The organism is Streptomyces sp. NPDC059454 (assembly GCF_042749965.1).
GTDB lineage: Bacteria > Actinomycetota > Actinomycetes > Streptomycetales > Streptomycetaceae > Streptomyces.
The window spans coordinates 17,008-39,089 of the sequence record NZ_JBHYVC010000033.1 but is presented as its reverse complement, the minus strand read 5'-3'; the positions used below and the strand labels follow the sequence as shown (position 1 = coordinate 39,089).

Sequence of the window (22,082 nt, the reverse complement as noted above, 5' to 3'; positions counted from 1 at the left end):
CTGCGGCTCGCCGTCCCGCTGCGCCGACCGCGAGGTCCGCAGCGCGGCGATCCCGATGAACACCATCGACGCCGCGCCGGCCACGGCGAAGTTGACGGTCAGGCCGAGGTAGTCGGTGAAGAAGGCGACGCTGGCGTCCAGGTCGGGCGTGAACAGCTGGGCGTGGCCGACATGGGCGATGTCACCGAGCGGCGGGGTCATGGGTGCCTCCAGGGCGTTGTGCGGGGACCGGTGCCGTCCCGGCGGACCGGGGAAGACGGTGCCGTCGAAGATCTTGCGCGCGGTGCGTACGACGGCGGTGCGGCGGACCACGGCGGAGGCGGGGTCGACGTGGACGTCGACCTCCAGGAAGCCGGTGGGGTGTTCGACGCGTACGCGGTCGCCGGCCCCGGGGAGCTGCGCGACCTGCTTCCCCACCCCGCCCGCGACGCGCAGTCCGGCCGCCACGCTCGCGGCGCCCAGGACGCCGATGGAGGTGTGGCAGCGCACCGGGATGAAGGTGCGGGTGGTGACCGCGCCGCCGTGCCGGGGCGGGGCGAGCAGGGTCGGTCTGGGCACGGTGGCGCCCTCGACGTCCCCGAGACCCATCAGGCGCCCGGCCGCCGGCCGGATCTCCCGGAGGCGGTCGGCGAGCACCGCGTCGTCCTCCAGTTCCGCCGGCGTCTCGTACCCGGTGACCTTCAGCGCGGCCGCCGGGATCAGCACCACCGGCATGCCGTTGTCGACGCGGGTCACCTCGGTGCCGGCGATCGTGTCGCGGACGTTGCCGGTGGGCAGCAGCGGGCCCTCGCCCTGCGGGGACTCGATGACGACCGGGGCGGCCGTGCCCGGTACGCCGGATATCCCGACGGTGCCGGTGTGGTCGACGCGTCCGCCCGGGGTCGGGGTGCGTGTGTCAGTCGCGCAGCGCCTCGATCACGCTGGTGAGGTGGGCGCGGACGGCCGCCTCGGCCGCCTGCGGATCCCTGGCCCCGATCGCCTCGATCATGGCCAGATGCTCGTTCAGGGACTGCTGCGGACGCCCCGGTCGCAGCGCCAGCTGGAAGCGGTGCCGCACCAGTTGGGCGTTGAGCCGCTCCAGTAGTTCCACGGCCGTCAACTGGCCGGAGAACTCCCGGATCCTGGCGTGGAGTTCGTGGTTGAGCTCCGAGTAGGTGAGCGGTTCGCCGTCGGCCACGGCCTTGCGCATCGACGTGCCCAGGTCCTCGAGTTCGGTGACCTGTGCGTCGGTGACGGCGGCCGCCGCCTTCGCCGCGCAGAGACCTTCGAGGACCAGGCGGCATTCGGTGATGGCGACCGCTTCCTCCACGGTCACCACCCGCACCCGTGAACCACGGTTGCGGATCCGCTCCACGAGCCCCTGGGACTCCAGCTCGATCAGCGCGGCCCGGATGCTGGCCCGGGTCACGCCGAACTGCTCGGCGAGTTCGTTCTCCACCAGCCGCTGCGCCGGCGCCATCTCGCCGCGCGAGATCGCCTCCCGCAGCTGCCCGAGCGCAAGCTGTTTGGCCTGCTCCCCGGTACCCGGACGGGCTCGGTTCGGCATGGTCGCCCTCCCTGAGTGAGTGCCTGTCGAACGTAAATCCAGCCAAACAATATTGTCAACAATTTTGTTCGCCGTATTGCGGGCACCACTTCCGGCGCGCACATTGTCCTGTCAAAAGGTTGACAGGACTCCGGATCCCCGCAGAAGGTGAGCGGACAGGACACGGACCGGGCCGGAGAGAGGCTTTCATGGTGGACGCGCTGGGTGTCGCCGTCGTCGGATTCGGCTGGATGGGGCGGGTGCACACCCAGGCGTACGCACGCGTGCGGCACCACTATCCGCAGCTGGCCCTCCGTCCCGAGCTGGTCACGGTCGCCGAGGAGGTGCCGGGCCGGGCCGAGGAGGCCGCCGCGCGGTTCGGGTTCGCCTCGGCGACCCGCGACTGGCGGGAGGTGGCCGCCGATCCCCGGGTGCGGGCCGTCAGCATCACCGCCCCGAACTTCCTGCACCGCGAGATCGGTGTCGCGATGGCCGGGGCCGGCAAGCACATCTGGATCGAGAAGCCGGTGGGCCTGGGCGCGGACGACGCCCGCGCGGTCGCGCACGCGGTCGCCGAGGCCGGAGTCCAGGGGGCGGTCGGCTTCAACTACCGCAACGCGCCCGCCGTGGAGGCGGCCCGCGAGCTGATCGCCTCCGGTGACATCGGCACCGTCACCCATGTCCGCATCCGCCTCTTCAGCGACTACGCGGCCCATCCCGAGGGTGCGCTGACCTGGCGCTACGAGCGGGAGCGCGGGGGCAGCGGGGTGCTCGGCGACCTGGCCTCGCACGGCGCCGACCTGGCCCGCTTCCTGCTCGGCGACATCGCCTCACTGACCGCGGACACGGCGGTCTTCCTGCCCGAGCGGGCCCGCCCGGCGGGCGCCACGGCCGGTCACTCCCGCGCGGCCGGCGGCGAACCGGGCCCGGTGGAGAACGAGGACTACGTCAGCTGTCTGCTGCGGTTCGCCTCCGGTGCGCGCGGGGTGCTGGAGGCGTGCCGGGTGTCGGTCGGCGAGCAGAACAACTACGGCTTCGAGGTGCACGGCACCAAGGGAGCGGTGTTCTGGGACTTCCGCCGGATGAACGAACTGGGCGTCAGCCGGGGCACCGTCTACCAGGACCAGCCCGTCAGCACCGTCTACGTCGGCCCGGACCACGGGGAGTTCGGCGCCTTCCAGCCGGGTGCCGCGAACGCCATGGGCTACGACGACCTGAAGGTGATCGAGGCGTACCGCTTCCTGCGCTCCGTCGCGGAGGGAGTGCCCTACGGGGCCACTCTCGCCGACGCCGTGCACAGCGCCACGGTGCTGGACGCGATGGCGCGGTCGGCGGAGAGCAGGGCCTGGGTGACGGTGGACGCGCCGGCCTGACCGGCCGTCAGCGGGCCACGTTCTCCCGGCGGCCCAGCCACACCTTGACCGGTACCAGCACCAGCCACCACCACATGGCGCCGGGCCCCATGAGCAGGGCCAGCGGAATGGTCACGAGGAACACCACCACCGTCACCCCCAGGTCGATGGCGGAGAGCGTCTCGTCCCGCACGGGGGCGGCCCCGCCACGCAGCCAGGGGCGCCGGGCGACGAGGGCGGCCAGCGCCAGGTGGACGGCACCGAGTGCGGCGACCGCCGCCGCGTAGATGACCACCGAGGCGCGTTCCTCGCCGTACTCGGAGACCAGCGCGGTCGGGAACGGCAGCAGCGCCGCGAGGCCCAGACCGAGCACGGTCAGTGAGATCACCTGCCCGTCCACCTGCCGGACCGTGCGGAAGATCGCGCGGTGGTCGCGCCAGAAGCCGGCCAGCACCGCCAGGCTGATCGCGTAGGCGCCCAGGTTGGGCAGCACGTCGCCCAGGGCCCGGTGGAACTCCTCGGAGTTCAGCCCCTGCGGTACGGAGACGTCCAGGACGAGCAGGGTGATGGCGATGGCGAACACGCCGTCGGCGAGCGTGATCAGCCGCTCGGGCCCGCCTTCCGGGGTCGGATTCCTCATGCGCACGACGGTAGGCAGGCCCGGCCGGCCGCACGGGGCTACACGCCCGGCCGTCACCCCGCCGACGTCAGGGGCGGCATGTTGTAGGGGGTCACGACCTGGATCGCGGAGGGGAGGGTGGGTCCGGCGGGCGGCAGGGCGCCGTGGGCGCGCATCACCAGGTGGCAGGCCTCGCGCAGGTCGTGGCGCAGATCGTGGTGGAGCACGGCGGACAGCCGGTGCTCGCGCAGCAGCCGGGTGTTGTCGTGGTCGAGGTCGTGCGCGACGAACACGGCGCACTCGCGCCCCGCGTCCTCGAAGGCGCGCAGGGTGGCGATGTTGCCGCCGCCGATCGAGTAGACCGCGCGGATCTCCGGGTCGCGTTCCAGGGCGGCCCGGACCAGGTCGTACTGGGTGGCGTCCAGGCCCTGTCCCTCGGTGATCTCGACGAGGCTCCGCCCGGGGTGCCGGGTGCGCATGGTGGCGCGAAAGCCCATCTCGCGCTCCTCCTCGTTGCGGAAGGAGCCGCTGGAGAGGCTGGTGAGCACATTGCCGGGGCCCTCGCCCAGCCACTGTCCCATGAGGTAGGCGGCGGTCGCGCCCGCCGCGCGGTTGTCGCTGCCGACGTAGCCGATCCGGGCGCTCACGGGCAGGTCCGTCACCAGGGTCACCACCGGAACGCCGGCCGCCGCGAGCCGGCCGACGGCCGCGGTGATCTCGGGGACGTCGGGCGCCTTGAGGAACACGCCCTGGGAGCCGCGCCGGCCGATCCGGTCCAGGACCGCGACCAGTTCCCCCGCCGGGCCCGTCTCCCGGAAGTGGAAGCGGGAGCGGACCACCGCCGGGTGCAGGGAGGGCAGTTCGGCCTCCAGGGCGGCCCGGACGGCGGTGGAGAACCGCTCCGGCGACTGCATCACGATGTCCACCATGAACGTCCGGCCGACCAGCCGGACCTGGGTGCGCTGCCGGTCCAGGTCGGCGATCGCCCGGCGCACCTCCCGCGCGGTGCTCTCCCGCACTCCTCCCCGGCCGTTGAGGACCCGGTCCACCGTGGCCTCGCTCAACCCGGCCTGACGTGCGATTTCCCGGATCGGGAAGGGGTGGCCCACATCGGCTCCTGAGGGGTTTTTGATGGCTTCCTGCTGGTTGTTCGAAGGGTTTGTACTGACAAGAATGACACCAGCCGCGTCGCTCCGTGACCCGAAGGGACGACCCCATGTCCACCTCCACCTACCGGCAGACGCCCGCGCCGGCCGCCTGGCTGTCCGAGCGGGACTGCGACCTGGACGCCTTCCGCGCGCTGGTCGAGCAGCCGACGGATGCCGCCGCCTACCCGCACGCCAGTGCCGTCGAGCGGAACGTGCCGCTGTACGACGCCGCCCGGCTCGTCCTCGCCGACCGCCGTGCCGTCCAGGCCGAACTGGTGCGCGCGTTCGCGGACGGCCCCGGCATCGTGGTGATCCGCGGGGCCTTCGCCGACCCGGCCGTGGTGGACCGGACCACCGCCGTGTTCGACGCCCTGATCGCCGAGCAGCGCGCCTCGGGCGCCGGCGCCGGTGACCACTTCGCCCGGCCGGGCGCCAACGACCGGGTATGGAACGCCCTGGAGAAGGCGGCCCTGTACGACCCCGAGGCGTTCGCCGACTACTACGGCAACGAGATCGTCGCGCTGGTCTCCTCGGCCTGGCTCGGCCCCGGCTACCAGGTCACCTCCCAGGTCAACGTGGTCAACCCGGGCGGCGCGGCGCAGACCGCGCACCGCGACTACCACCTCGGCTTCCTCTCCAACGAGGTCGCCGCCGCCTACCCGGCGCATGTGCACCGCCTCTCCCCCGTGCTCACCCTCCAGGGCGCGGTGGCGCACTGTGACATGCCCGTGGAGTCCGGGCCCACGCTGTACCTGCCGCACTCGCAGAAGTACGAGCCGGGCTACCTCGCCTGGCGGCTCCCGGAGTTCCGGGCGTACTTCGGGGAGCACCACGTCCAGCTGCCGCTCGCCAAGGGCGACGCGGTGTTCTTCAACCCGGCGCTGTTCCACGCCGCCGGCACCAACCACTCGGCGGACATCCGGCGCATGGCCAACCTGCTCCAGGTGTCCTCGGCGTTCGGCCGGGCGATGGAGACGGTGGACCGCGAGGCCGTGGCGGGCGCCGTCTACCCGGTGCTCCTCAAGCGGCAGGGCGAGGGCGCCGGCGAGCGGTGGCTGGAGAACGTGATCGCGGCGAGCGCCGAGGGCTACCCCTTCCCCACCAACCTCGACAGCGACCCGCCGGTCGAGGGCCTGGCCCCGCCCTCGCAGGCCGACGTCGTCCGCCGGGCCCTGCGCGAGGGCTGGACCGCCCGGACCCTGCGGGGCGAACTGCGAACCGGCGCCAAGCGGCGCGAGAGCTGAAGGGACCCGGACACCGGCATGGGACTTCTCGACGACAAGGTCGTCCTCGTCAACGGTGGCAGTCAGGGCGTCGGCGCGGCCGTCGCGCGGGCCGCGGTCCGCGCGGGGGCGGTCGTGGCCGTGAGCGGGCGGCGCCCGGAGCCGGGTGAGGCGCTGGTGGCCGAGCTGGCCGCCGCGGGCGGCAAGGCGATGTTCGCGCGGGCCGACCTGGCGGACGCCGAGCAAGCCAAGGCCTGCGTCGCGCGGGTGGTGGAGGCGTACGGGCGGGTCGACTGCCTGGTCAACTCCGCCGGCCTGACCTCCCGCGGGACGCTGCTCGACACCACACCCGAACTGTTCGACCAGCACATCGCGATCAACCTCAAGGCGCCGTTCTTCGCCATGCAGGCCGCCGTCGCGGACATGGTGCGGCGCGCGGCCCCCGGCACGGTCGTCAACATCATCACCTCGTCCGCGCACGGCGGGCAGCCGTTCCTGGCACCGTACGTCGCCGCGAAGGCCGGGCTGATCGGCCTGACACGGAACGCGGCGCACGCGCATCGCTGGGACCGGATCCGGATCAACGGCCTGAACATCGGCTGGACCGCCACCGAGGGCGAGGACGCCACCCAGCGCGCCTTCCACGGCGCCGGGGACGACTGGCGCGAACAGGCCGCCGCGCGGCTGCCGATGGGCAGACTCGGCCAACCGGACGAGATCGCCGACTTCGTGGTCCTGCTGCTCTCCGACCGTTCCGGGGTGGTCACCGGCTCCGTGATCGACTGGGACCAGAACGTCCTCGGCGGCCTCGACTGATCTCCCCGCACATCTCCGCTCGTACGTACCCGCAAGCAAGGAGCACCGTCCCCATGCGCATCGGAATCCTCGGTCTCGGCCGTATCGGCGCCTTCCACGCCGAGACCCTGGCGGGGCTCGGCGCCGTCGAGTCCCTCGTCGTCTCCGACCCGTTCACGGACGCCGCGAAGACCGCCGCCGAGCGGTTCGGCGCCGAGGTCGCGGACTCCCCCGAGGCCGTGCTCGCGGCCGGGGTGGACGGCGTGGTGATCGCCGCCGCGACCGACGCCCACCCGGCGCTGATCCTCGCCTGCGTCGAGGCGGGCGTGCCCGTCTTCTGCGAGAAGCCGGTGGCCCGCACCATCGGCGAGGGCGTGGCGGTGCTGAAGGCCGTCGGGGGCCGTGACGTGCCGGTCCAGATCGGTTTCAACCGCCGCTTCGACGCCGGTTTCGTCGCCGCGCGGGCCGCCGTACGCTCCGGGGAGCTGGGCAAGCTGCACACCGTGCGCTCGACCACGCTGGACCCGGCGCCGCCGCCGGCCGCGTACGTCGCCGCGTCCGGGGGCATCTTCCGGGACTGCTCGGTGCACGACTTCGACATCATCCGCTGGGTGACCGGCCGGGAGGTGACCGAGGTGTACGCGGCCGGCGGCAACCGGGGCGCCGACTACATCAGGGAGGCGGGCGACGCCGACACCACCGGCGCGGTGCTCACGCTGGACGACGGCACCCTGGCGGTGGTCTCCAACAGCCGTCACAACGGCCGGGGACACGACGTCCGCATGGAGCTCCACGGCTTCGCCGACTCCATCGCGGTGGGGCTGGAGGACAAGCTGCCGCTGCGGTCGGTGGAGCCGGGCGTGACCTTCCCCGCGGGCACCCCGCACGACTTCTTCATGGACCGCTTCGCCGCCGCCTACCGCGCCGAACTGACCGCGTTCACCGAGGTCGTGGCCGGTTCCCGGCCCTCGCCGTGCACGGTCGCCGACGCGCTGGAGGCGGGCTGGATCGCCGAGGCGTGCACACTGTCGCTGCACGAGCACCGTCCCGTCACCATCGAGGAGGTACGGCGGACATGAGCGAAACCGGCCGGGAACCCCTGCGCATCGGAATCCTGGGAGCCGCGCGCATCACCGAGCGCTCCCTCGTCGCCCCGGCCCGGGCGAGTGGCCACCGCCTGGTCGCGGTGGCCGCCCGCGACCGCTCGCGGGCCGAGGCCTTCGCCGCGGCCCACGGCGTGGAGCGGACCCTCGGCTCGTACGCCGAACTGCTGGCCGACCCCGAGGTCGACGTCGTCTACAACCCGCTCGCCAACGGCCTGCACGGTCCGTGGAACCTGGCGGCACTGACGGCCGGCAAGCACGTCCTGAGCGAGAAGCCGTCGGCGAGCAACGCCGGGGAGGCGGAGGAGGTCCGGGAGGCGGCGGCGAAGTCCGGCACGGTCTTCATGGAGGCGTTCCACTACCTCTTCCACCCGGTCACCCGGCGTCTGCACGAGCTGCTGGCCTCCGGTGAGCTCGGCGAACTCCGCCACGCGGAGGCCATGGTGGCGATCCCCGCCCCGGAGGCGACCGACCCGCGCTGGTCGCTGCCGCTGGCCGGCGGCGCCCTGATGGACCTCGGCTGCTACGGCCTGCACGCGCTGCGCATGCTCGCCCCCTGGGCGGGCGGCGCTCCGCGCCCGCTGTCCGCGCGGGCCGGTGAGCGGGAGGGGGCACCGGGCGTGGACGAGTGGCTGGACGCCGGCCTGGAGTTCCCGGGCGACGCGACGGGCAGCGCCCGCTGCCACATGGCGTACGACCGGCTGGAGATGAGCATGCGGGTCGTCGGCAGCCGGGGCGAGGCCACGGCCCCGAACTTCGTGCTCCCGCAGCTGGACGACCGTGTCGTCGTCCGCACTCCGGACGGCGAACGCACGGAACACCTCGGCGCCCGGTCGTCGTACACGTACCAACTGGAGGCGTTCGCCGACCGGGTACGCGAGGGCACGGCGCTCCCGCTGGACGCGGACGACGCGGTGGCGACGATGCGGCTGATCGACGCGTGCTACGAGGCCGCGGGGCTTGCCCCGCGACCGCGGACCGCGCTCGGCTGACACGCCTACGGCCGCCCCTCGAAGGGCGGCCGTACGCATGGTGTCAGCGGTACAGCGCGGGCTTCTCCACCAGGTCGACCTCCACCCGGCCGCCGCTCTCCAGCGCCCGCACCCCCGCCTCGCACACGGCCGCCGCGGCGTAGCCGTCCCAGGTGCTGGGGCCGGTGACCTCGCCGCGCCGCGTGGTGTCGACCCAGGCCTGGACCTCGTCGTCGTAGGCCTGGGCGAAGCGTTCGGTCCAGTCCTGGGTGATGGTGCCGCCCCAGCGGCCGGCCATGGTGGTGACCAGGGCGTGGCCGTCGCCGACGCGGGCGGTGCCGCGTTCGCAGACCACCTCGGCCTGTACCTGGTAGCCGAAGCCGCAGTTGACGAAGATCTCGACGTCGGAGAGGGCGCCGCCGTCGGTCTCCAGGACGACGAACTGCGGGTCGGTCAGTCCCTCGGGGGCGCCGGCCGACGGGGTGGGGCGCAGCACCGTCACGGCGGTGATCTCCTGGCCGAGGAGCCAGCGGGTGGCGTCCACCTCGTGGGCCACGGAGTCGCTGATGAGCATCGCACTGGTGAAGAAGGGCGGGGAGGCCACGTTGCGGTGGCGGTTGTGCAGCATCAGCGGGCGGCCCAGCTGTCCGGTCTCCAGCAGGGCCTTCAGCTTCACGTACTCGGCGTCGTAGCGGCGCATGAAGCCGACCTGGACCCTGCGGTGGCCGAGGGCCTGTTCGGCTTCCATGACGCGCAGGGCGGAGGCCGCGTCGGGGGTGAGCGGCTTCTCGCACAGGACGGGCAGGTCGTGCGCGAACGCGGCGAGCAGGGCGGCCTCGTGGGCCGGTCCCGGGGAGGCGACGAGCACGGCGTCGACGCCGGCCGCCATCGCGGCGGCCGGGTCGGTGTGGGCGGTGCAGCCGTCGACGCCCGCGGCGACGGCCTCGGCCCGTTCGGCGTCGACGTCCACGACGGCGGTGACCCGCGCGCCGCTGACGACCCGGTCGATACGGCGTACGTGGTCCGCGCCCATGCGGCCGGTGCCGATGACGGCGATGCGCAGTGGCTCGCGCCGGTTCATGTCTTACGCCTCCCCTTCCGGGTCGTCAGGCGCCGCAGGAGCGGAGGAACGCGCGGGTGCGTACGGCGATCGGCAGCGGCTTGTCCGGCTCGCAGGGGTACATGTCCTGCTCGACGATCGCGAACAGGTCCACGCCCAGTTTCTGCGCGGCCGTGAGGACCGGGCCCAGCTCGGGGACGCCGGCGGGCGGTTCGCACATCACCCCGCGCTGCACGGCCGGTCCGAACGGGACCTCGTTCTTGACGACGTCGGCGAGGATCTCCGGGTCGACCTGCTTGAGGTGGAGGTAGCCGATGCGTTCGCCGTAGGTCTCGATCAGCTTGACGCTGTCGCCGCCGCAGTAGGCGTAGTGGCCGGTGTCCAGGCAGAGGTTGACCAGGCCGGAGTCGGTGGAGTCGAGGAAGCGCTCGACGTGCTCCTCGGTGTCGATGTGGGTGTCGGCGTGCGGGTGGACGACGATGTCCAGGCCGTACGTGTCCTTCACCTCGCGGCCGAGGCGTTCCATGCCCTTGGTGAGGTGGCCCCACTGCTCGGTGGTGAGCTCCGGGGCTTCGAGGATCTCGGCGGTCTTGTCGTCGCGCCAGAAGGACGGGATGACGACGAGGTGCTTGGCGTCCATGTCCCGGGTGAGCGCGGCGACGCGGCTGACCTGCTCCCAGGTGGCGTCCCACTCGGACGGGCCGCGGTGCAGTCCGCAGAAGATGGTGCCGGCGGAGACCTTGAGGCCGCGCTTCTTCACCTCGTCGCCGAGGCGGGCCGGGTCGGTGGGGAGGTAGCCGTAGGGGCCGAGTTCGATCCAGGAGTAGCCGGCCTCGGCGACCTCGTCGAGGAAGCGCCGCCAGGGCACCTGCTGCGGGTCGTCGGGGAACCAGACGCCCCAGGAGTCGGGGGCGGAGCCGACCCGGATGCGGTCGAGCGCGACTGCCATGTCAGGACTTTCCTTCCGGAGTTGCGGCTACGGAGGTCTGGAGGTCGCCCTCCTCGGGGAGTTCCTCGGTGTCGACGCCGCCGACCTGCGCCAGCTCGTGCTTGAGGGCGGCCAGTTCGGCGCCGCCGGCCATGTGGTTGGTCAGCTCCTCGAGGCCGACCTCGCTGCGGTCGGCGCTGAGTTCCATGGTGCCCAGGCGCAGCACGCTGAAGTGGTCGCCGACCATGTAGGCGTGGTGCGGGTTGTGGGTGATGAAGATGACGCCGAGGCCGCGGTCGCGGGCCATCGCGATGTACTTGAGCACCACGCCGGACTGCTTGACGCCGAGGGCGGCCGTCGGCTCGTCCAGGATCAGCACCCGCGCGCCGAAGTAGACGGCGCGGGCGATGGCGACGCACTGGCGCTGGCCGCCGGAGAGCGTGCCGATGGGCTGCTCCAGGTCGTCCAGGACGATGCCCATGTTGCGCAGTTCCTCGTCGGCCGTCTTCTTCATCCGGTCGATGTCGAGGCGGCGGACGGGCCAGGGGCCCTTGGTCATCTCGGAGCCGAGGAAGAAGTTGCGCCACACCGGCATCAGCGGGACGACCGCGAGGTCCTGGTAGACGGTGGCGATGCCCCGGTCGAGGGCCTCGCGCGGGGTGGAGAACCGCACCGGTTCGCCGTCGACGAGGAACTCGCCCTCGGTGTGCTGGTGCAGGCCGGAAACGATCTTGATGAGGGTGGACTTGCCCGCGCCGTTGTCGCCGAGGACACAGGTCACCTTGGAGGGGTGGACGGTGAGGTCGACGCCGTGCAGGGCGCGGATGTTGCCGTAGGACTTGCCGGCGGAGCGGAGTTCGACCAAGGGGCGGTCGCCGTCCGGCGGGGTGTCCTTGAGGACGGCACCGTGGGTGCCGGTGGTCTTGTCGGTCATTGCGGTCACCTCCGGGTCGCCTGGCGCTGGACCCACAGATTGATGAGGACGGCGCCGAGCAGCATCACGCCGAGGAATGCCTTGAACCAGTCGGGGTTCCAGCCGGCGTAGACGATGCCCTGCTGCACCATGCCGAACATGAAGGCGCCGAAGACCGGGCCGATCGCGGAGCCGGCGCCGCCGGTCAGCAGACAGCCGCCGATGACCGCCGCGGCGATGTAGATGAGTTCCTGGCCCACGCCCTCGCCGGACTGCACGGTGTTGAAGGAGAACAGGTTGTGCATGCCGACGAACCAGGCGCCGAAGCCGACCAGCATGAACAGGGAGATCTTGGTGAAGGTGACGGGGACGCCGACCGCGCGGGCGGAGTCCTTGTTGCCGCCGACGGCGAAGACCCAGTTGCCGTACTTGGTGCGCAGCAGCACCCAGGTGGCGAGGGCGGCGAAGACGAGCCACCACACCACGGTGATCTTCACCTGGACGCCGGCCACGTCGAAGCTGGACGCGAAGAGCGCCTTGGCCTGGTCGAAGCCGTCCATGTCGCCGATGCTGTCGGTGGCGACGTTGCCGGTGACCAGCTTGGTCACCGCCAGGTTCACGCCCTGCAGGATCAGGAAGGTGCCGAGGGTGACCAGGAAGCTGGGCAGCCCGGTCCTGACCAGCATCCAGCCGTTGAACGCGCCGATCCCCAGGGAGACCACCAGGGCGACGATCACGCCCATCCACACGTTCAGGGTGAGCTGGTAGCTGAGCATGCTCGCGGTCAGTGCCGAGGCCACGACGGCGACACCGGCCGAGAGGTCGAACTCGCCGCCGATCATCAGCAGGGCCACGGGCAGCGCCATGATCCCGATGACCGACGACTGGTACAGGATGTTCGCCATGGAACTGCCGTCGCGCACCGGCGGCGCGGCGAACAGGAAGAACACCACGACGGCCACGGCGCCGAGGAACACGCCGACCTCGGGCCGGGCGAGCAGGCGCAGTGCCAGGGGGCGCCGCACGGTGCGGCCGTCGCTCTGTTCCGGGCCGGGGACCGGCGGTGTGCTCACCGCCGGCTCAGCCTGTCGGGCCATGCTCATCACCGAGTGCCCTTCGCGGCGTACTCGGAGACCGCCTCGACGTTGGACTTGTCGACGAACGCCGGGCCGGTCAGCACCGGCTGCTCACCGCCGCCGCTGTAGTTGCCGTTGTTCTTGTAGAGCCACAGGCCGTCGACGGCGAGGTAGCCCTGCAGGTAGGGCTGCTGGTCCACGGCGAACTGGATGTCGCCGGCCTCGATCGCCTTGGTCAGCTCCTTGTTGAGGTCGAAGGTGGCGACCTTCGCCTTGCTGCCCGCGTCGCCCACCGACTGCACCGCGGTCGGCGCGAAGGGCGCGCCGAGGGTGACGACGTAGTCGATGGAGGAGTCCTGCTTCAGCTTCGCGGTGATCGTCGACTTCACCGACGGCATGTCGGTGCCGTTGACGTTGAGGATCTGGGTCTCGCCCTCGAAGGTCTCCTTCACCCCGTCGCACCGCTGGGTCAGGCCGACGTTGCCCTGCTCGTGGACGACGCAGACGGCGTTCTTCGCGCCGACCTCGTTCAGCTTCTTGCCGAACGCCTCGCCCGCCACGGACTCGTCCTGGCCGAAGAACTCGAGCAGGTCGAGGTCCTTCCAGTCGCTCAGTCCGGAGTTGAGGCCGACGACGGGGATGCCGGCCGCGTTCGCCTTGGCTATGGCCTCCTTGAGCGCGTCCGGCTTGGCGAGGGTGACCGCGATGCCGTCGACCTTCTGGTCGATCGCGTTCTGCACCAGGGTGGCCTGGTTGCCGGCGTTCGGGTCGGCGGAGTAGACGAGGTCGACGTTGTCCTTGGCGGCGGCGGCCTCGGCGCCCTTGCGGACGATGTCCCAGAAGGTGTCGCCGGGAGCCTGGTGGGTGACCAGGGCGACCTTCATGCGGGGCGTGTTCGCCTTGCCCGCGGAGGCGTCCGCTCCGCCTTCCTCGGACTCCTTGCCACCGGAACCGCTGGAGCAGCCGGCGAGGGTCAGGGCGGCTGCCGCCGCGACCGCGACGAACGGCGCGATTCTGCGGGAGCGGGTGTGCGAAGAGCGGTCCATCTGTCCTGCACCTCACTGTGCTATGCGGAGAAAGGGCGGAAGTCCGAGGATCCGGTGCCCGGAACCTCGGAAGTCCGGGGGTGTGCCATAGAACACGGCGGTCATGCTGGGACGCGATCCAATCCCCAGAACCACCCGCTGTCAATACTTTGTCAAGACATCATTTCACGCACTAGTCCGAATGTAAGTACAAACTATTGACATCGCCGCCCTCCGAGACCTACACCTGTGAGGCGGCAGGTCCCTGGAATCCACGCCCCCACCGTGGCAGGGCGTCCTGGGACCCGCATCCCCAGCAGCTCGAGGAGCGTCGTTCAATGGCCGACTCACCACAGTATTTCGACCTGATCACCATGGGTCGCATCGGGGTCGATCTTTATCCACTGGAGACCGGTGTTCCGCTGGCGCAGGTGGAGACGTTCGGGAAATTCCTGGGCGGATCGGCCGCGAATGTCGCGGTGGCGGCCGCCCGAATGGGTCGTTCCGCGGCGGTGATCACCCGCACCGGTGACGACCCCTTCGGCGCCTTTCTGCACGAGGCGCTGAAGGAGTTCGGCGTGGACGACCGCTGGGTCGCCCCGGTCGCCGCGTACCCCACCCCTCTCACGTTCTGCGAGATCTTCCCGCCGGACAACTTCCCGCTGTACTTCTACCGCCGCCCCAAGGCCCCCGACCTGGAGATCCGCGCCGACGAGCTGGACCTGACCGCCGTGCGCGCGGCCGGGATCTTCTGGATTACCGGCACCGGTCTGAGCGAGGAGCCCAGCCGCTCGGCCACCCTCGCCGCCCTGGAGGCCCGGGACAGGGCCGGCACCACCGTCTTCGACCTGGACTGGCGCCCCATGTTCTGGCGGGACCCGGAGCAGGCCCGCCCGTACTACCGCGAGGCGCTGCGGCACGCCACGGTCGCGGTCGGCAACCTCGACGAGTGCGAGGTCGCCACCGGTGTGCGCGAGCCCGGGGCCTGCGCCGAGGCGCTGCTGGCGGCCGGGGTGGAGCTGGCGGTGGTCAAGCAGGGCCCCCGGGGTGTGCTCGCCGTGCACCGCGACGGCACCCGGGCCGAGGTGGGACCGGTGCCGGTCGAGGTGGTCAACGGCCTCGGCGCGGGCGACGCCTTCGGCGGCTCGCTCTGCCACGGCCTGCTCTCCGGCTGGGACCTGGAGAAGACCATGCGCCACGCCAACGCCGCCGGAGCCGTCGTCGCCTCCCGCCTCGCCTGTTCGTCCGCCATGCCGACCGAGCCGGAGGTCGCGGACCTCCTCGCGCGGGCCGCGTCGCCGGACGCGGCGGGCCTGCCGAGCCAGTCCTGAACGGAGCCCTTCCTTGAACCTCAGCATCCCCGGCCTCACCACGGTCCGGGCCCGCAACCCGGAGGCCGTCGCCGAGGCCGCCGCCCGCCGGGCACGGCGCCCGCTGATCGGCGACAGCGGCCGGCTGATGATCGTGGCCGCCGACCACCCCGCCCGGGGCGCGCTCGGCATCGGTGACCGCCGACTGGCCATGGCGAACCGCGCCGATCTGCTGGAACGTCTCTGCACCGCGCTGTCCCGGCCTGGCGTCGACGGGGTGCTGGCCACCGCCGACATCCTGGAGGACCTGCTGCTCCTCGGGGTGCTGGAGAACAAGGTCGTCATGGGCTCGATGAACCGCGGCGGCCTGGCCGGCGCGTCCTTCGAGATGGACGACCGCTTCACCGGCCACCGCGCCGAGGACATCGCCCGGCTGGGCTTCGACGCGGGCAAACTGCTGGTCCGTATCGACTACGACGACCCCGGTTCGCTGACCACCCTGGAGTCCTCCGCCCGCGCCGTGGACGCCATGGCCGAACACCGGCTGCCGGTGTTCGTGGAGCCGTTCATCTCGCGCCGGGTGGACGGCCGGGTCCGCAACGACCTCTCCGCCGAGGCCGTCACCCGCTCCATCGCCGTCGCCTCCGGTCTGGGCGGCACCTCCGCCTACACCTGGCTGAAACTCCCCGTCACCGACGACGTCGACGCCATGCCGGAGGTGCTGGGGGCCTCCACGCTGCCCGTCGTCCTGCTCGGCGGCGAGGTCGGCGACCAGGAGGCGGCGTACGAGCGGTGGGGCAAGGCGCTGCGGCTGCCCACCGTGATGGGGATGGTCGTCGGCCGTTCGCTGCTCTACCCGGCCGAGGGCAGTGTGGAGACGGCGGTCGACACGGCCGTCGGCCTGTTGTGAGAAGCCTGTTGCGACACGGAGGCATGCCATGACACATCACCTTCCCGCGGGCAAGGCCGTCGCCGGCCCCTACGTCGTCGACGTGAACCCGGATACGGCCGGCTGGGGTCACTCCAGCCTGCGGGTGCTGGAACTGCCCCCGGGCGGCAGTCACACCTTCGACACCGGCGACAGCGAGTGGATCGTGCTGCCGCTGAACGGCGGCTGCACGGTCACCGCCGACGACGACTTCGGCCACGACACCTTCGAACTCACCGGCCGCACCGGTGTGTTCGACGGCGTCACCGACTTCGCCTACGTCCCGCGCGACGCCCGAGCGGCGGTGTCCTCCACGGGCGGAGGACGGTTCGCGCTCACCGGCGCCCGCTGCACCCGCCGGCTGCCCGCCCGTTACGGACCGGCCGCCGACGTCCCCGTGGAGCTGCGCGGCACCGGGAACTGCTCCCGGCAGGTCAACAACTTCGGCGCGGCAGGCGTGTTCGAGTGCGACAGGCTGATCGCGGTCGAGGTGCTCACCCCGGGCGGCAACTGGTCCTCCTTCCCGCCGCACAAGCACGACGAACACCGGCCCGGCGAGGAGTCCGTGCTGGAGGAGATCTACTACTTCGAGTTCGCCGGCCACGAGGGCACGCCCGGCCTCGGCTACCAGCGGGTCTCCCCCTCCGGTCCGGGCCGCGAGACGGACGTGCTGGCCGAGGTGCGCGACGGCGACGTCGTCCTCGTCCCGGACGGCTGGCACGGGCCGTCGATGGCCGTGCCCGGCCACCACATGTACTACCTCAACGTCATGGCAGGACCCGAGGCCGAACGCGCCTGGCTGATCTGCGACCACCCCGACCACGCCTGGGTCCGCGACACCTGGCCGGACCAGGCGGTCGACGCCCGGCTCCCCCTCTACACCGCACCGGAGAGGTCCGCATGAGCGCCATCACCCGCCGACTGACGACCGCCCAGGCCCTGGTGCGGTTCCTGTCCGCCCAGTACACCGAACGCGACGGCGTGCGCCGTCGGCTCATCGCGGGCACCTGGGGCATCTTCGGCCACGGCAACGTGGCGGGCATCGGGCAGGCGCTGGTCGAGTACTCGGACGTCATGCCGTACCACCAGGGCCGCAACGAGCAGGCGATGGTGCACGCCGCCGTCGGTTACACCCGCCAGCTGAACCGGCTCTCGGCGCAGGCGGTGACGACGTCCATCGGCCCCGGCGCGACCAACCTGGTCACCGGCGCGGCGCTCGCCACCATCAACCGGCTGCCGGTGCTCCTGCTTCCCGGCGACTACTTCGCCTCCCGCGTCGCCGACCCGCTGCTCCAGCAGCTGGAGCACCCGGTCGAGGCGGACGTGTCGGTCAACGACACGCTCCGCCCGGTGTCGCGGTACTTCGACCGGGTCACCCGCCCCGAGGCGCTGATCCCCTCCGCGCTGGGCGCCGTGCGGGTGCTCGCCGACCCGGCCGAGACCGGTGCGGTGACGCTGGCCCTCCCCCAGGACGTGCAGGCGGAGGCGTACGACTGGCCGGAGGAGTTCTTCGCCGAGCGCGTCTGGTCCGTACGCCGTCCCGCCCCGGACCCGGGGGAACTGGCGGCGGCCGTGGCGGCCGTACGGGCCGCGCGGCGCCCGCTGATCGTCGCGGGCGGCGGGATCCACCACAGCGAGGCCGAGGAGGCGCTCAAGGCGCTGGTGGACGCCACCGGCATCCCGGTCGCCTCCACCCAGGCAGGCAAGGGCTCCCTGCGCCACGACCACCCCGCCGACCTCGGCGGCATCGGCCACACCGGCACGGCGGTGAGCGACGGACTGGCCCGCACCGCCGACCTGGTGATCGGCGTCGGCACCCGCTACTCCGACTTCACCACCGCCTCCGGCACCCTCTTCCAGAACCCGGACGTGCGCTTCCTCAACCTCAACATCACCGGGTTCGACGCGCACAAGCTGGCGGCGCGCACCCTGGTCTGCGACGCGCGCACGGGGCTGGAACAGCTGGCCGGGGCGCTCGCCGGCCACCGCGTGGAGCCGTCGTACGAGGCGGAGTACCGGGCCGGCAAGGAGCGCTGGGAGCGGGTCGTCCTGGCCGCCTACCGCGCGGACGACGACACGGCCGTACCCACGCAGACGCAGGTGCTCGGCGCGCTCGACGCGGTCGTCGGCGACGAGGACGTGGTGATCAACGCGGCCGGTTCGCTCCCCGGGGACCTGCACAAGCTGTGGCGCTCGCGCAGCCCCCGCCAGTACCACCTGGAGTACGGCTACTCCTGCATGGGCTACGAGATCCCGGCCGCGCTGGGGGTCCGGCAGGCCGCGCCCGGCACACCGGTCTGGGCACTGGTCGGCGACGGCACGTACCTGATGAACCCGACGGAGATCGTCACCGCCGTCCAGGAGAACCTGCCGGTCAATCTGGTCCTGGTGCAGAACCACGGGTACGCCTCCATCGGCGGCCTGTCGGAGTCGGTGGGCGCCGAACGCTTCGGCACCGCCTACCGTCACCGGGCCGCCGACGGCACCTTCACCGGTGCCCCGCTGCCCGTGGACCTCGCCGCGAACGCGGCCAGCCTCGGCATGGACGTACTGCGCGCCAAGACCGTGCGGGAGCTGCGGAACGCGCTGGCCGAGGCGCGCGCCTCCTCCCGGCCGACGTGCGTGTACGTCGAGACCGACCCCGCTCCCACCGCTCCCCCGGCCGAGGCGTGGTGGGACGTGCCGGTGGCCGAGGTGTCCGCCCGCGACGCCGCCGTCCGGGCCCGCGCACGGTACGACTCCGAGGTCGCCGGGCGCCGCCGCCACCTCTGAACCCGCCCGCTCCGCTACAGGAAGGTACGTCCATGACGAAGACCGGTGACCCCGCACATGCCGCGACCGGACCCGCGCTGAGCACCCTGGACTTCGCCCTGGACCGGGGCAGTCCGGTGCCGCTGTACCACCAGCTCGCGCAGCAGCTGGAGGCGGCGATCGAGCAGGGCGTCCTCGCCCCGGGCAACCTGCTGGGCAACGAGGTCGACCTGTCCGTACGGCTCGGTCTGTCCCGCCCCACCGTCCGCCAGGCCATCCAGTCCCTCGTCGACAAGGGGCTGCTCGTCCGGCGGCGCGGGGTGGGCACTCAGGTGGTGCACAGCAAGGTCAGACGCCCCCTGGAGCTGAGCAGCCTCTACGACGACCTGGAGGCGGCCGGGCAGGGCCCGACCACGCAGGTGGTCCGCAACGAGACGGTCCCCGCGCCCGCGGATGCGGCGGCCGCCCTGGGGCTGGCCGAGGGCGACGAGGTGGTCCTGCTGGAACGCCTGCGCTCCACCCACGGCCGGCCGGTCGCCCTGCTGTGCAACTACCTCCCGTCGGGGCTGCTCGGCCTCGACAGCGCCCGCCTGGAGGCGACCGGCCTGTACCGGATGATGCGCTCGGCCGGCATCACCCTGCACAGCGCCCGCCAGACCGTCGGCGCCCGCGCGGCCACCGCGGCGGAGGGCGCCCGCCTGGACGAGAAGGAGGGCGCCGCCCTGCTCACCATGCAGCGCACGGCCTACGACGACACCGGCCGGCCGGTGGAGTACGGCACCCACGTCTACCGTGCGTCCCGGTACTCGTTCGACTTCCAGCTGCTGGTCAGACCGTGAGGCGGGGGCCGGCGGTTCAGTGCGCCGCGTCCAGCCGGGCCCGCTGCTCCGCCGACAGTTCCAGGTCCACCGCCGCCAGGTTCTCCTCCAGTTGGGCCACCGACGACACGCCTGTCAGCGGGAGAACCGGCAGCTCGTGACCGATCTGCCAGGCCAGCACGACCTGGCCCGGCGTCGCCCCGGTCTCCCGGGCGACCTCGTGCAGCACGGCGAGGCGGGCCGGGGTCCCCGGGTGGTCGTAGTCGGCGGGCAGGCGTTCGGGGCGGGCGTAGGCGCCCTTGAGCAGCGGCGAGTAGGCGACCAGGGTCAGGGCGGGCTCGGCGCGCAGATAACCGGCCAGCTCCGCGCCCGCGTGGCCGAGGCTGCCGTCGGGGAAGAGGTCGTCGGGGACGTCGAAGCGGGGGCGCAGATAGCTGTGCTGGTACTGCAGGACCTCGTAGCCGGGCAGACCGGCCGCCGCCGCGAGGGCACGGGCCCGCTCCACCCGCCACACGGCCTGGTTGCTCACGCCGAGCAGCCCCACCGTGCCCTCGGCGACCAGGGCCCCGAAGCCCTCGACCGTCTCGCGCTGCGGGACGGTGTGGTCGTCGATGTGCGCGTACAGCAGGTCCAGCCGCTCCAGCCCGAGCCGTTCGCGACTGCGTTCGGACGACTCCCGGATCACCTTCGCGGACAGGCCCTCGGCGTTGTCGGTGTAGCTCGTGCCGGGGGCGAGGGGGCGGGCGCCGAGTTTGGTCGCGAAGACGATCTCGTCGCCGGCCCCGCGGCTGCGGCGCCAGCGGCCGAGCAGTTCCTCGCTCTGTCCGCCCTGGCCGCCGTCGGTCCAGAAGGCGTAGTTGTCGGACGTGTCGATGAAGTTCCCGCCGGCCTCGACATAGCGGTCGAGCAGGGCGAAGGAGGTCTTCTCGTCGGTCACCGACCCGAACAGCATTGCCCCGAGCGCGAGCACACTCACGCGGCGGCTGTGCGGACCGGTCCCGATGGTGCGGTACTTCATGCCTGACTCCTCCCGTTTCACACCCCGCTGTCGGGGCACGGAACGGGAGTCTTCCGCTTGAAGAGCGCTCCAGGTCAAGCGTGGCCACGGCACGTCTCGGCGAAGCGGAAACCGATCCGCCTCGCGATTCGTCCTGGACAACGAGTCGAGCGGACGGGAAACCAGGTGGAGCGGGCAACAGCGGCGCCCCGAGGGGCGTGGCGCCGGCGGGTCCGGACGCGGGGGCGGGTGCTCACCGCGTTCGCGGTGCTGACGGCCGGACTGCTGGCGTTCCACCGGGCGGTGCCCAACTCGCCGGGCCGCCTGGGCAGTTTGCTGGAGGTGTTCCTGCCCTGGCTCGGGCCGGCGGTCGTCCTGCTGCTCGGCCTGGCCCTGCTGCGCCGTTCGGCCACCGCCCTGGTGGCCCTGCTCCTGCCGACGGCGGCCTGGACGTACCACTTCGGCGGGCTGCTCCTGCCCGGTGGGGAGTCCGGCCCGCACGACCTGGTGGTGGTGCAGCACAACGTCAGCGACGAGAACACCGACCCGGCGGGCACGGCCCGCGCCCTGACCGACGCCGGCCCGGATCTCGTCGCGCTGCAGGAACTGGTGGTCCCGGCGCTCGCGGTGTACGAGAAGACTCTCGCCCCGGACTACCCGTACCACGCGGTCCGGGGCACCGTCGGACTGTGGTCGAGGCATCCACTCACCGATGCCCGGCTCCTGGACATCAGACCGCAGGGCATCACAAAGCCCTGGAGTCGCGGACTGCGGGCCGTGGTCCACACGCCGCACGGCGAGATCGCGGCGTACGTCGCGCACCTGCCCTCGGTCCGGGTGGGGGCGAGCGGCCTCGCGTCCTCCTCGCGCGACGAGAGCGCCGGCCTGCTGGGCGAGGCCGTCGCCGCCGAACCGCTGAAAACGGTGCTCCTGCTGGGCGACCTCAACGGCACGGTCGACGACCGCGGGCTGGACCCGCTCACCTCACGGATGGACGTGGCGCGGCGGGGCTTCGCCTTCAGTTTCCCCGCCGCCCTCCCGCTGGCCCGGATCGACCAGGTCATGGCCCGCTCGGCGACCGTCGCCCGCATCCGCACCCTGCCCGCGACCGGCAGCGACCACCTGCCGGTCGCGGCGCGGATCACACTGCGCTGAACGAGTACCGCACCTGACCGGGTGCTGTCCGGGCATCCGCCCGACAGTCGAGTGTCGGGGCCGGTAGGCCTGTGCGGGTGGGACACGCGCAGGGCGGCGGCCCGGCGCGTACCTGGAGCAGCGACCGTACCGGCACAGCTCCCGGACTGCGGCGCGGGTCCCGGCCGACGGGACGATCGGCGGCCCGTGGCCGAGCCGCCGGGCCGGCACCGCCTGGTCGGCCGTCGTCCCGTCACCGACCGTCTCGGCCTGCGGAAAACCCCGACTGCGGTATTTCGGCCACGCTTGGGCCTTCCCTTCCGATTCGGACGTCTTGCCGGGACCCCGACCGGGTATTGCTGCTTAGCACGGCCGTAACACGCGCGCCTCCAGCACCTGGTTCACC

General features: G+C 72.3%; 20 protein-coding genes and 2 pseudogenes. 11 read left to right on the top strand and 11 right to left on the bottom strand.

Annotation, left to right across the window (positions count from 1 at the left end):
* Nucleotides 1-90: 90 nt before the first annotated feature.
* From ACFXAE_RS22270 to ACFXAE_RS22260, 3 genes and pseudogenes are all read right to left on the bottom strand, one after another.
* Nucleotides 91-201: pseudogene (locus tag ACFXAE_RS22270) on the bottom strand (VOC family protein); the annotation flags it as partial.
* Nucleotides 182-885 (bottom strand): annotated as a pseudogene (locus tag ACFXAE_RS22265) (PrpF domain-containing protein); the annotation flags it as partial. The pseudogenes ACFXAE_RS22265 and ACFXAE_RS22270, both read right to left, overlap by 20 nt.
* Nucleotides 886-895: 10 nt before the next feature.
* A complete protein-coding gene (locus tag ACFXAE_RS22260; protein ID WP_384717553.1) occupies nt 896-1,546 on the bottom strand; it encodes a GntR family transcriptional regulator in 651 nt (216 codons plus the stop codon).
* Nucleotides 1,547-1,734: 188 nt separating this feature from the next.
* Here ACFXAE_RS22260 and ACFXAE_RS22255 point away from each other — a divergent pair, with 188 nt between their 5' ends.
* Nucleotides 1,735-2,898, top strand: coding sequence for a Gfo/Idh/MocA family protein (locus ACFXAE_RS22255; RefSeq protein ID WP_384717550.1), 1,164 nt, complete (start codon nt 1,735-1,737; stop codon nt 2,896-2,898).
* 7 nt (nt 2,899-2,905) lie between these two features.
* Here the strand turns inward: ACFXAE_RS22255 and ACFXAE_RS22250 are convergent, their stop codons facing one another.
* Together ACFXAE_RS22250 and ACFXAE_RS22245 are read right to left on the bottom strand one after the other, a co-directional pair.
* Complete coding sequence (locus ACFXAE_RS22250; RefSeq protein ID WP_384717547.1) at nt 2,906-3,517, bottom strand: TMEM175 family protein; 612 nt, start codon at nt 3,515-3,517, stop codon at nt 2,906-2,908.
* A gap of 53 nt (nt 3,518-3,570) precedes the next feature.
* Nucleotides 3,571-4,605 carry a LacI family DNA-binding transcriptional regulator gene (locus tag ACFXAE_RS22245; RefSeq protein WP_384717544.1) on the bottom strand — a complete coding sequence of 345 codons (1,035 nt, stop codon included), beginning with the start codon at nt 4,603-4,605 and terminating at the stop codon, nt 3,571-3,573.
* Nucleotides 4,606-4,712: 107 nt separating this feature from the next.
* Between ACFXAE_RS22245 and ACFXAE_RS22240 the strand changes: the two genes are divergently transcribed.
* From ACFXAE_RS22240 to ACFXAE_RS22225, 4 genes are read left to right on the top strand one after another with little or no spacing between them, the layout of a single operon-like run.
* Complete coding sequence (locus tag ACFXAE_RS22240) at nt 4,713-5,888, top strand: phytanoyl-CoA dioxygenase family protein (protein ID WP_384717541.1); 1,176 nt, start codon at nt 4,713-4,715, stop codon at nt 5,886-5,888.
* Nucleotides 5,889-5,906: 18 nt separating this feature from the next.
* Nucleotides 5,907-6,683, top strand: coding sequence for an SDR family oxidoreductase (locus ACFXAE_RS22235; RefSeq protein WP_384717538.1), 777 nt, complete (start codon nt 5,907-5,909; stop codon nt 6,681-6,683).
* 53 nt (nt 6,684-6,736) lie between these two features.
* Entirely contained in the window at nt 6,737-7,741 is a 1,005-nt protein-coding gene (locus ACFXAE_RS22230; RefSeq protein WP_384717535.1) for a Gfo/Idh/MocA family oxidoreductase, read from the top strand.
* The gene (locus ACFXAE_RS22225; protein WP_384717532.1) at nt 7,738-8,757 is read left to right on the top strand and encodes a Gfo/Idh/MocA family protein; all 1,020 of its coding nucleotides are present in this window, start codon (nt 7,738-7,740) and stop codon (nt 8,755-8,757) included. The genes ACFXAE_RS22230 and ACFXAE_RS22225 overlap by 4 nt, the downstream gene beginning before the upstream one ends.
* A gap of 43 nt (nt 8,758-8,800) precedes the next feature.
* Here ACFXAE_RS22225 and ACFXAE_RS22220 read toward each other — a convergent pair whose 3' ends face one another.
* Genes ACFXAE_RS22220 through ACFXAE_RS22200 form a run of 5 tightly spaced genes read right to left on the bottom strand, consistent with a single transcriptional unit; the run spans nt 8,801 to nt 13,759 of the window.
* Nucleotides 8,801-9,817, bottom strand: coding sequence for a Gfo/Idh/MocA family protein (locus tag ACFXAE_RS22220; RefSeq protein WP_384717529.1), 1,017 nt, complete (start codon nt 9,815-9,817; stop codon nt 8,801-8,803).
* A gap of 25 nt (nt 9,818-9,842) precedes the next feature.
* Nucleotides 9,843-10,745, bottom strand: a complete 903-nt coding sequence (locus ACFXAE_RS22215) for a sugar phosphate isomerase/epimerase family protein (RefSeq protein WP_384717526.1) — start codon at nt 10,743-10,745, stop codon at nt 9,843-9,845.
* Between the two features lies 1 nt (nt 10,746).
* Complete coding sequence (locus ACFXAE_RS22210; protein ID WP_384717523.1) at nt 10,747-11,658, bottom strand: ATP-binding cassette domain-containing protein; 912 nt, start codon at nt 11,656-11,658, stop codon at nt 10,747-10,749.
* Between the two features lie 5 nt (nt 11,659-11,663).
* The gene (locus ACFXAE_RS22205; RefSeq protein WP_384717520.1) at nt 11,664-12,740 is read right to left on the bottom strand and encodes an ABC transporter permease; all 1,077 of its coding nucleotides are present in this window, start codon (nt 12,738-12,740) and stop codon (nt 11,664-11,666) included.
* Nucleotides 12,740-13,759: a sugar ABC transporter substrate-binding protein gene (locus ACFXAE_RS22200; RefSeq protein WP_384717517.1), complete on the bottom strand. Its 1,020-nt coding sequence runs from the start codon at nt 13,757-13,759 to the stop codon at nt 12,740-12,742. The genes ACFXAE_RS22205 and ACFXAE_RS22200 overlap by 1 nt, the downstream gene beginning before the upstream one ends.
* A 317-nt stretch (nt 13,760-14,076) precedes the next feature.
* Between ACFXAE_RS22200 and iolC the strand changes: the two genes are divergently transcribed.
* The 5 genes from iolC to ACFXAE_RS22175 are packed head-to-tail and all read left to right on the top strand — an operon-like array spanning nt 14,077 to nt 19,566.
* Entirely contained in the window at nt 14,077-15,069 is a 993-nt protein-coding gene (gene iolC / locus ACFXAE_RS22195) for a 5-dehydro-2-deoxygluconokinase (RefSeq protein ID WP_384717515.1), read from the top strand.
* A 13-nt stretch (nt 15,070-15,082) separates the two neighbouring features.
* Nucleotides 15,083-15,958 carry a deoxyribose-phosphate aldolase gene (locus ACFXAE_RS22190; RefSeq protein WP_384717512.1) on the top strand — a complete coding sequence of 292 codons (876 nt, stop codon included), beginning with the start codon at nt 15,083-15,085 and terminating at the stop codon, nt 15,956-15,958.
* Nucleotides 15,959-15,986: 28 nt separating this feature from the next.
* Nucleotides 15,987-16,880: a 5-deoxy-glucuronate isomerase gene (iolB, locus tag ACFXAE_RS22185; RefSeq protein ID WP_384717509.1), complete on the top strand. Its 894-nt coding sequence runs from the start codon at nt 15,987-15,989 to the stop codon at nt 16,878-16,880.
* Nucleotides 16,877-18,748, top strand: a complete 1,872-nt coding sequence (gene iolD / locus ACFXAE_RS22180) for a 3D-(3,5/4)-trihydroxycyclohexane-1,2-dione acylhydrolase (decyclizing) (RefSeq protein WP_384717506.1) — start codon at nt 16,877-16,879, stop codon at nt 18,746-18,748. The genes iolB and iolD overlap by 4 nt, the downstream gene beginning before the upstream one ends.
* Before the next feature lie 32 nt (nt 18,749-18,780).
* Nucleotides 18,781-19,566, top strand: a complete 786-nt coding sequence (locus ACFXAE_RS22175; RefSeq protein WP_384717503.1) for a GntR family transcriptional regulator — start codon at nt 18,781-18,783, stop codon at nt 19,564-19,566.
* Nucleotides 19,567-19,582: 16 nt separating this feature from the next.
* On the opposite strand, the gene ACFXAE_RS22170 is transcribed toward ACFXAE_RS22175, so the two are convergent.
* The gene (locus tag ACFXAE_RS22170; RefSeq protein ID WP_384717500.1) at nt 19,583-20,563 is read right to left on the bottom strand and encodes an aldo/keto reductase; all 981 of its coding nucleotides are present in this window, start codon (nt 20,561-20,563) and stop codon (nt 19,583-19,585) included.
* 228 nt (nt 20,564-20,791) lie between these two features.
* Between ACFXAE_RS22170 and ACFXAE_RS22165 the strand changes: the two genes are divergently transcribed.
* A complete protein-coding gene (locus tag ACFXAE_RS22165) occupies nt 20,792-21,697 on the top strand; it encodes an endonuclease/exonuclease/phosphatase family protein (RefSeq protein WP_384717497.1) in 906 nt (301 codons plus the stop codon).
* Nucleotides 21,698-22,082 lie beyond the last annotated feature (385 nt).

What these genes read in the sequence shown, in the direction of transcription:
- ACFXAE_RS22220 (WP_384717529.1), bottom strand. Translation starts at nt 9,817, where the DNA reads ATGAACCGGCGCGAGCCACTGCGCATCGCCGTCATCGGCACCGGCCGC.
- ACFXAE_RS22225 (WP_384717532.1), top strand. Translation starts at nt 7,738, where the DNA reads ATGAGCGAAACCGGCCGGGAACCCCTGCGCATCGGAATCCTGGGAGCC.
- ACFXAE_RS22175 (WP_384717503.1), top strand. Translation starts at nt 18,781, where the DNA reads ATGACGAAGACCGGTGACCCCGCACATGCCGCGACCGGACCCGCGCTG.
- iolB (WP_384717509.1), top strand. Translation starts at nt 15,987, where the DNA reads ATGACACATCACCTTCCCGCGGGCAAGGCCGTCGCCGGCCCCTACGTC.
- ACFXAE_RS22215 (WP_384717526.1), bottom strand. Translation starts at nt 10,745, where the DNA reads ATGGCAGTCGCGCTCGACCGCATCCGGGTCGGCTCCGCCCCCGACTCC.
- ACFXAE_RS22250 (WP_384717547.1), bottom strand. Translation starts at nt 3,517, where the DNA reads ATGAGGAATCCGACCCCGGAAGGCGGGCCCGAGCGGCTGATCACGCTC.
- ACFXAE_RS22240 (WP_384717541.1), top strand. Translation starts at nt 4,713, where the DNA reads ATGTCCACCTCCACCTACCGGCAGACGCCCGCGCCGGCCGCCTGGCTG.
- ACFXAE_RS22170 (WP_384717500.1), bottom strand. Translation starts at nt 20,563, where the DNA reads ATGAAGTACCGCACCATCGGGACCGGTCCGCACAGCCGCCGCGTGAGT.
- ACFXAE_RS22230 (WP_384717535.1), top strand. Translation starts at nt 6,737, where the DNA reads ATGCGCATCGGAATCCTCGGTCTCGGCCGTATCGGCGCCTTCCACGCC.
- iolD (WP_384717506.1), top strand. Translation starts at nt 16,877, where the DNA reads ATGAGCGCCATCACCCGCCGACTGACGACCGCCCAGGCCCTGGTGCGG.
- ACFXAE_RS22235 (WP_384717538.1), top strand. Translation starts at nt 5,907, where the DNA reads ATGGGACTTCTCGACGACAAGGTCGTCCTCGTCAACGGTGGCAGTCAG.
- ACFXAE_RS22255 (WP_384717550.1), top strand. Translation starts at nt 1,735, where the DNA reads ATGGTGGACGCGCTGGGTGTCGCCGTCGTCGGATTCGGCTGGATGGGG.
- ACFXAE_RS22260 (WP_384717553.1), bottom strand. Translation starts at nt 1,546, where the DNA reads ATGCCGAACCGAGCCCGTCCGGGTACCGGGGAGCAGGCCAAACAGCTT.
- iolC (WP_384717515.1), top strand. Translation starts at nt 14,077, where the DNA reads ATGGCCGACTCACCACAGTATTTCGACCTGATCACCATGGGTCGCATC.
- ACFXAE_RS22210 (WP_384717523.1), bottom strand. Translation starts at nt 11,658, where the DNA reads ATGACCGACAAGACCACCGGCACCCACGGTGCCGTCCTCAAGGACACC.
- ACFXAE_RS22200 (WP_384717517.1), bottom strand. Translation starts at nt 13,759, where the DNA reads ATGGACCGCTCTTCGCACACCCGCTCCCGCAGAATCGCGCCGTTCGTC.
- ACFXAE_RS22205 (WP_384717520.1), bottom strand. Translation starts at nt 12,740, where the DNA reads ATGAGCATGGCCCGACAGGCTGAGCCGGCGGTGAGCACACCGCCGGTC.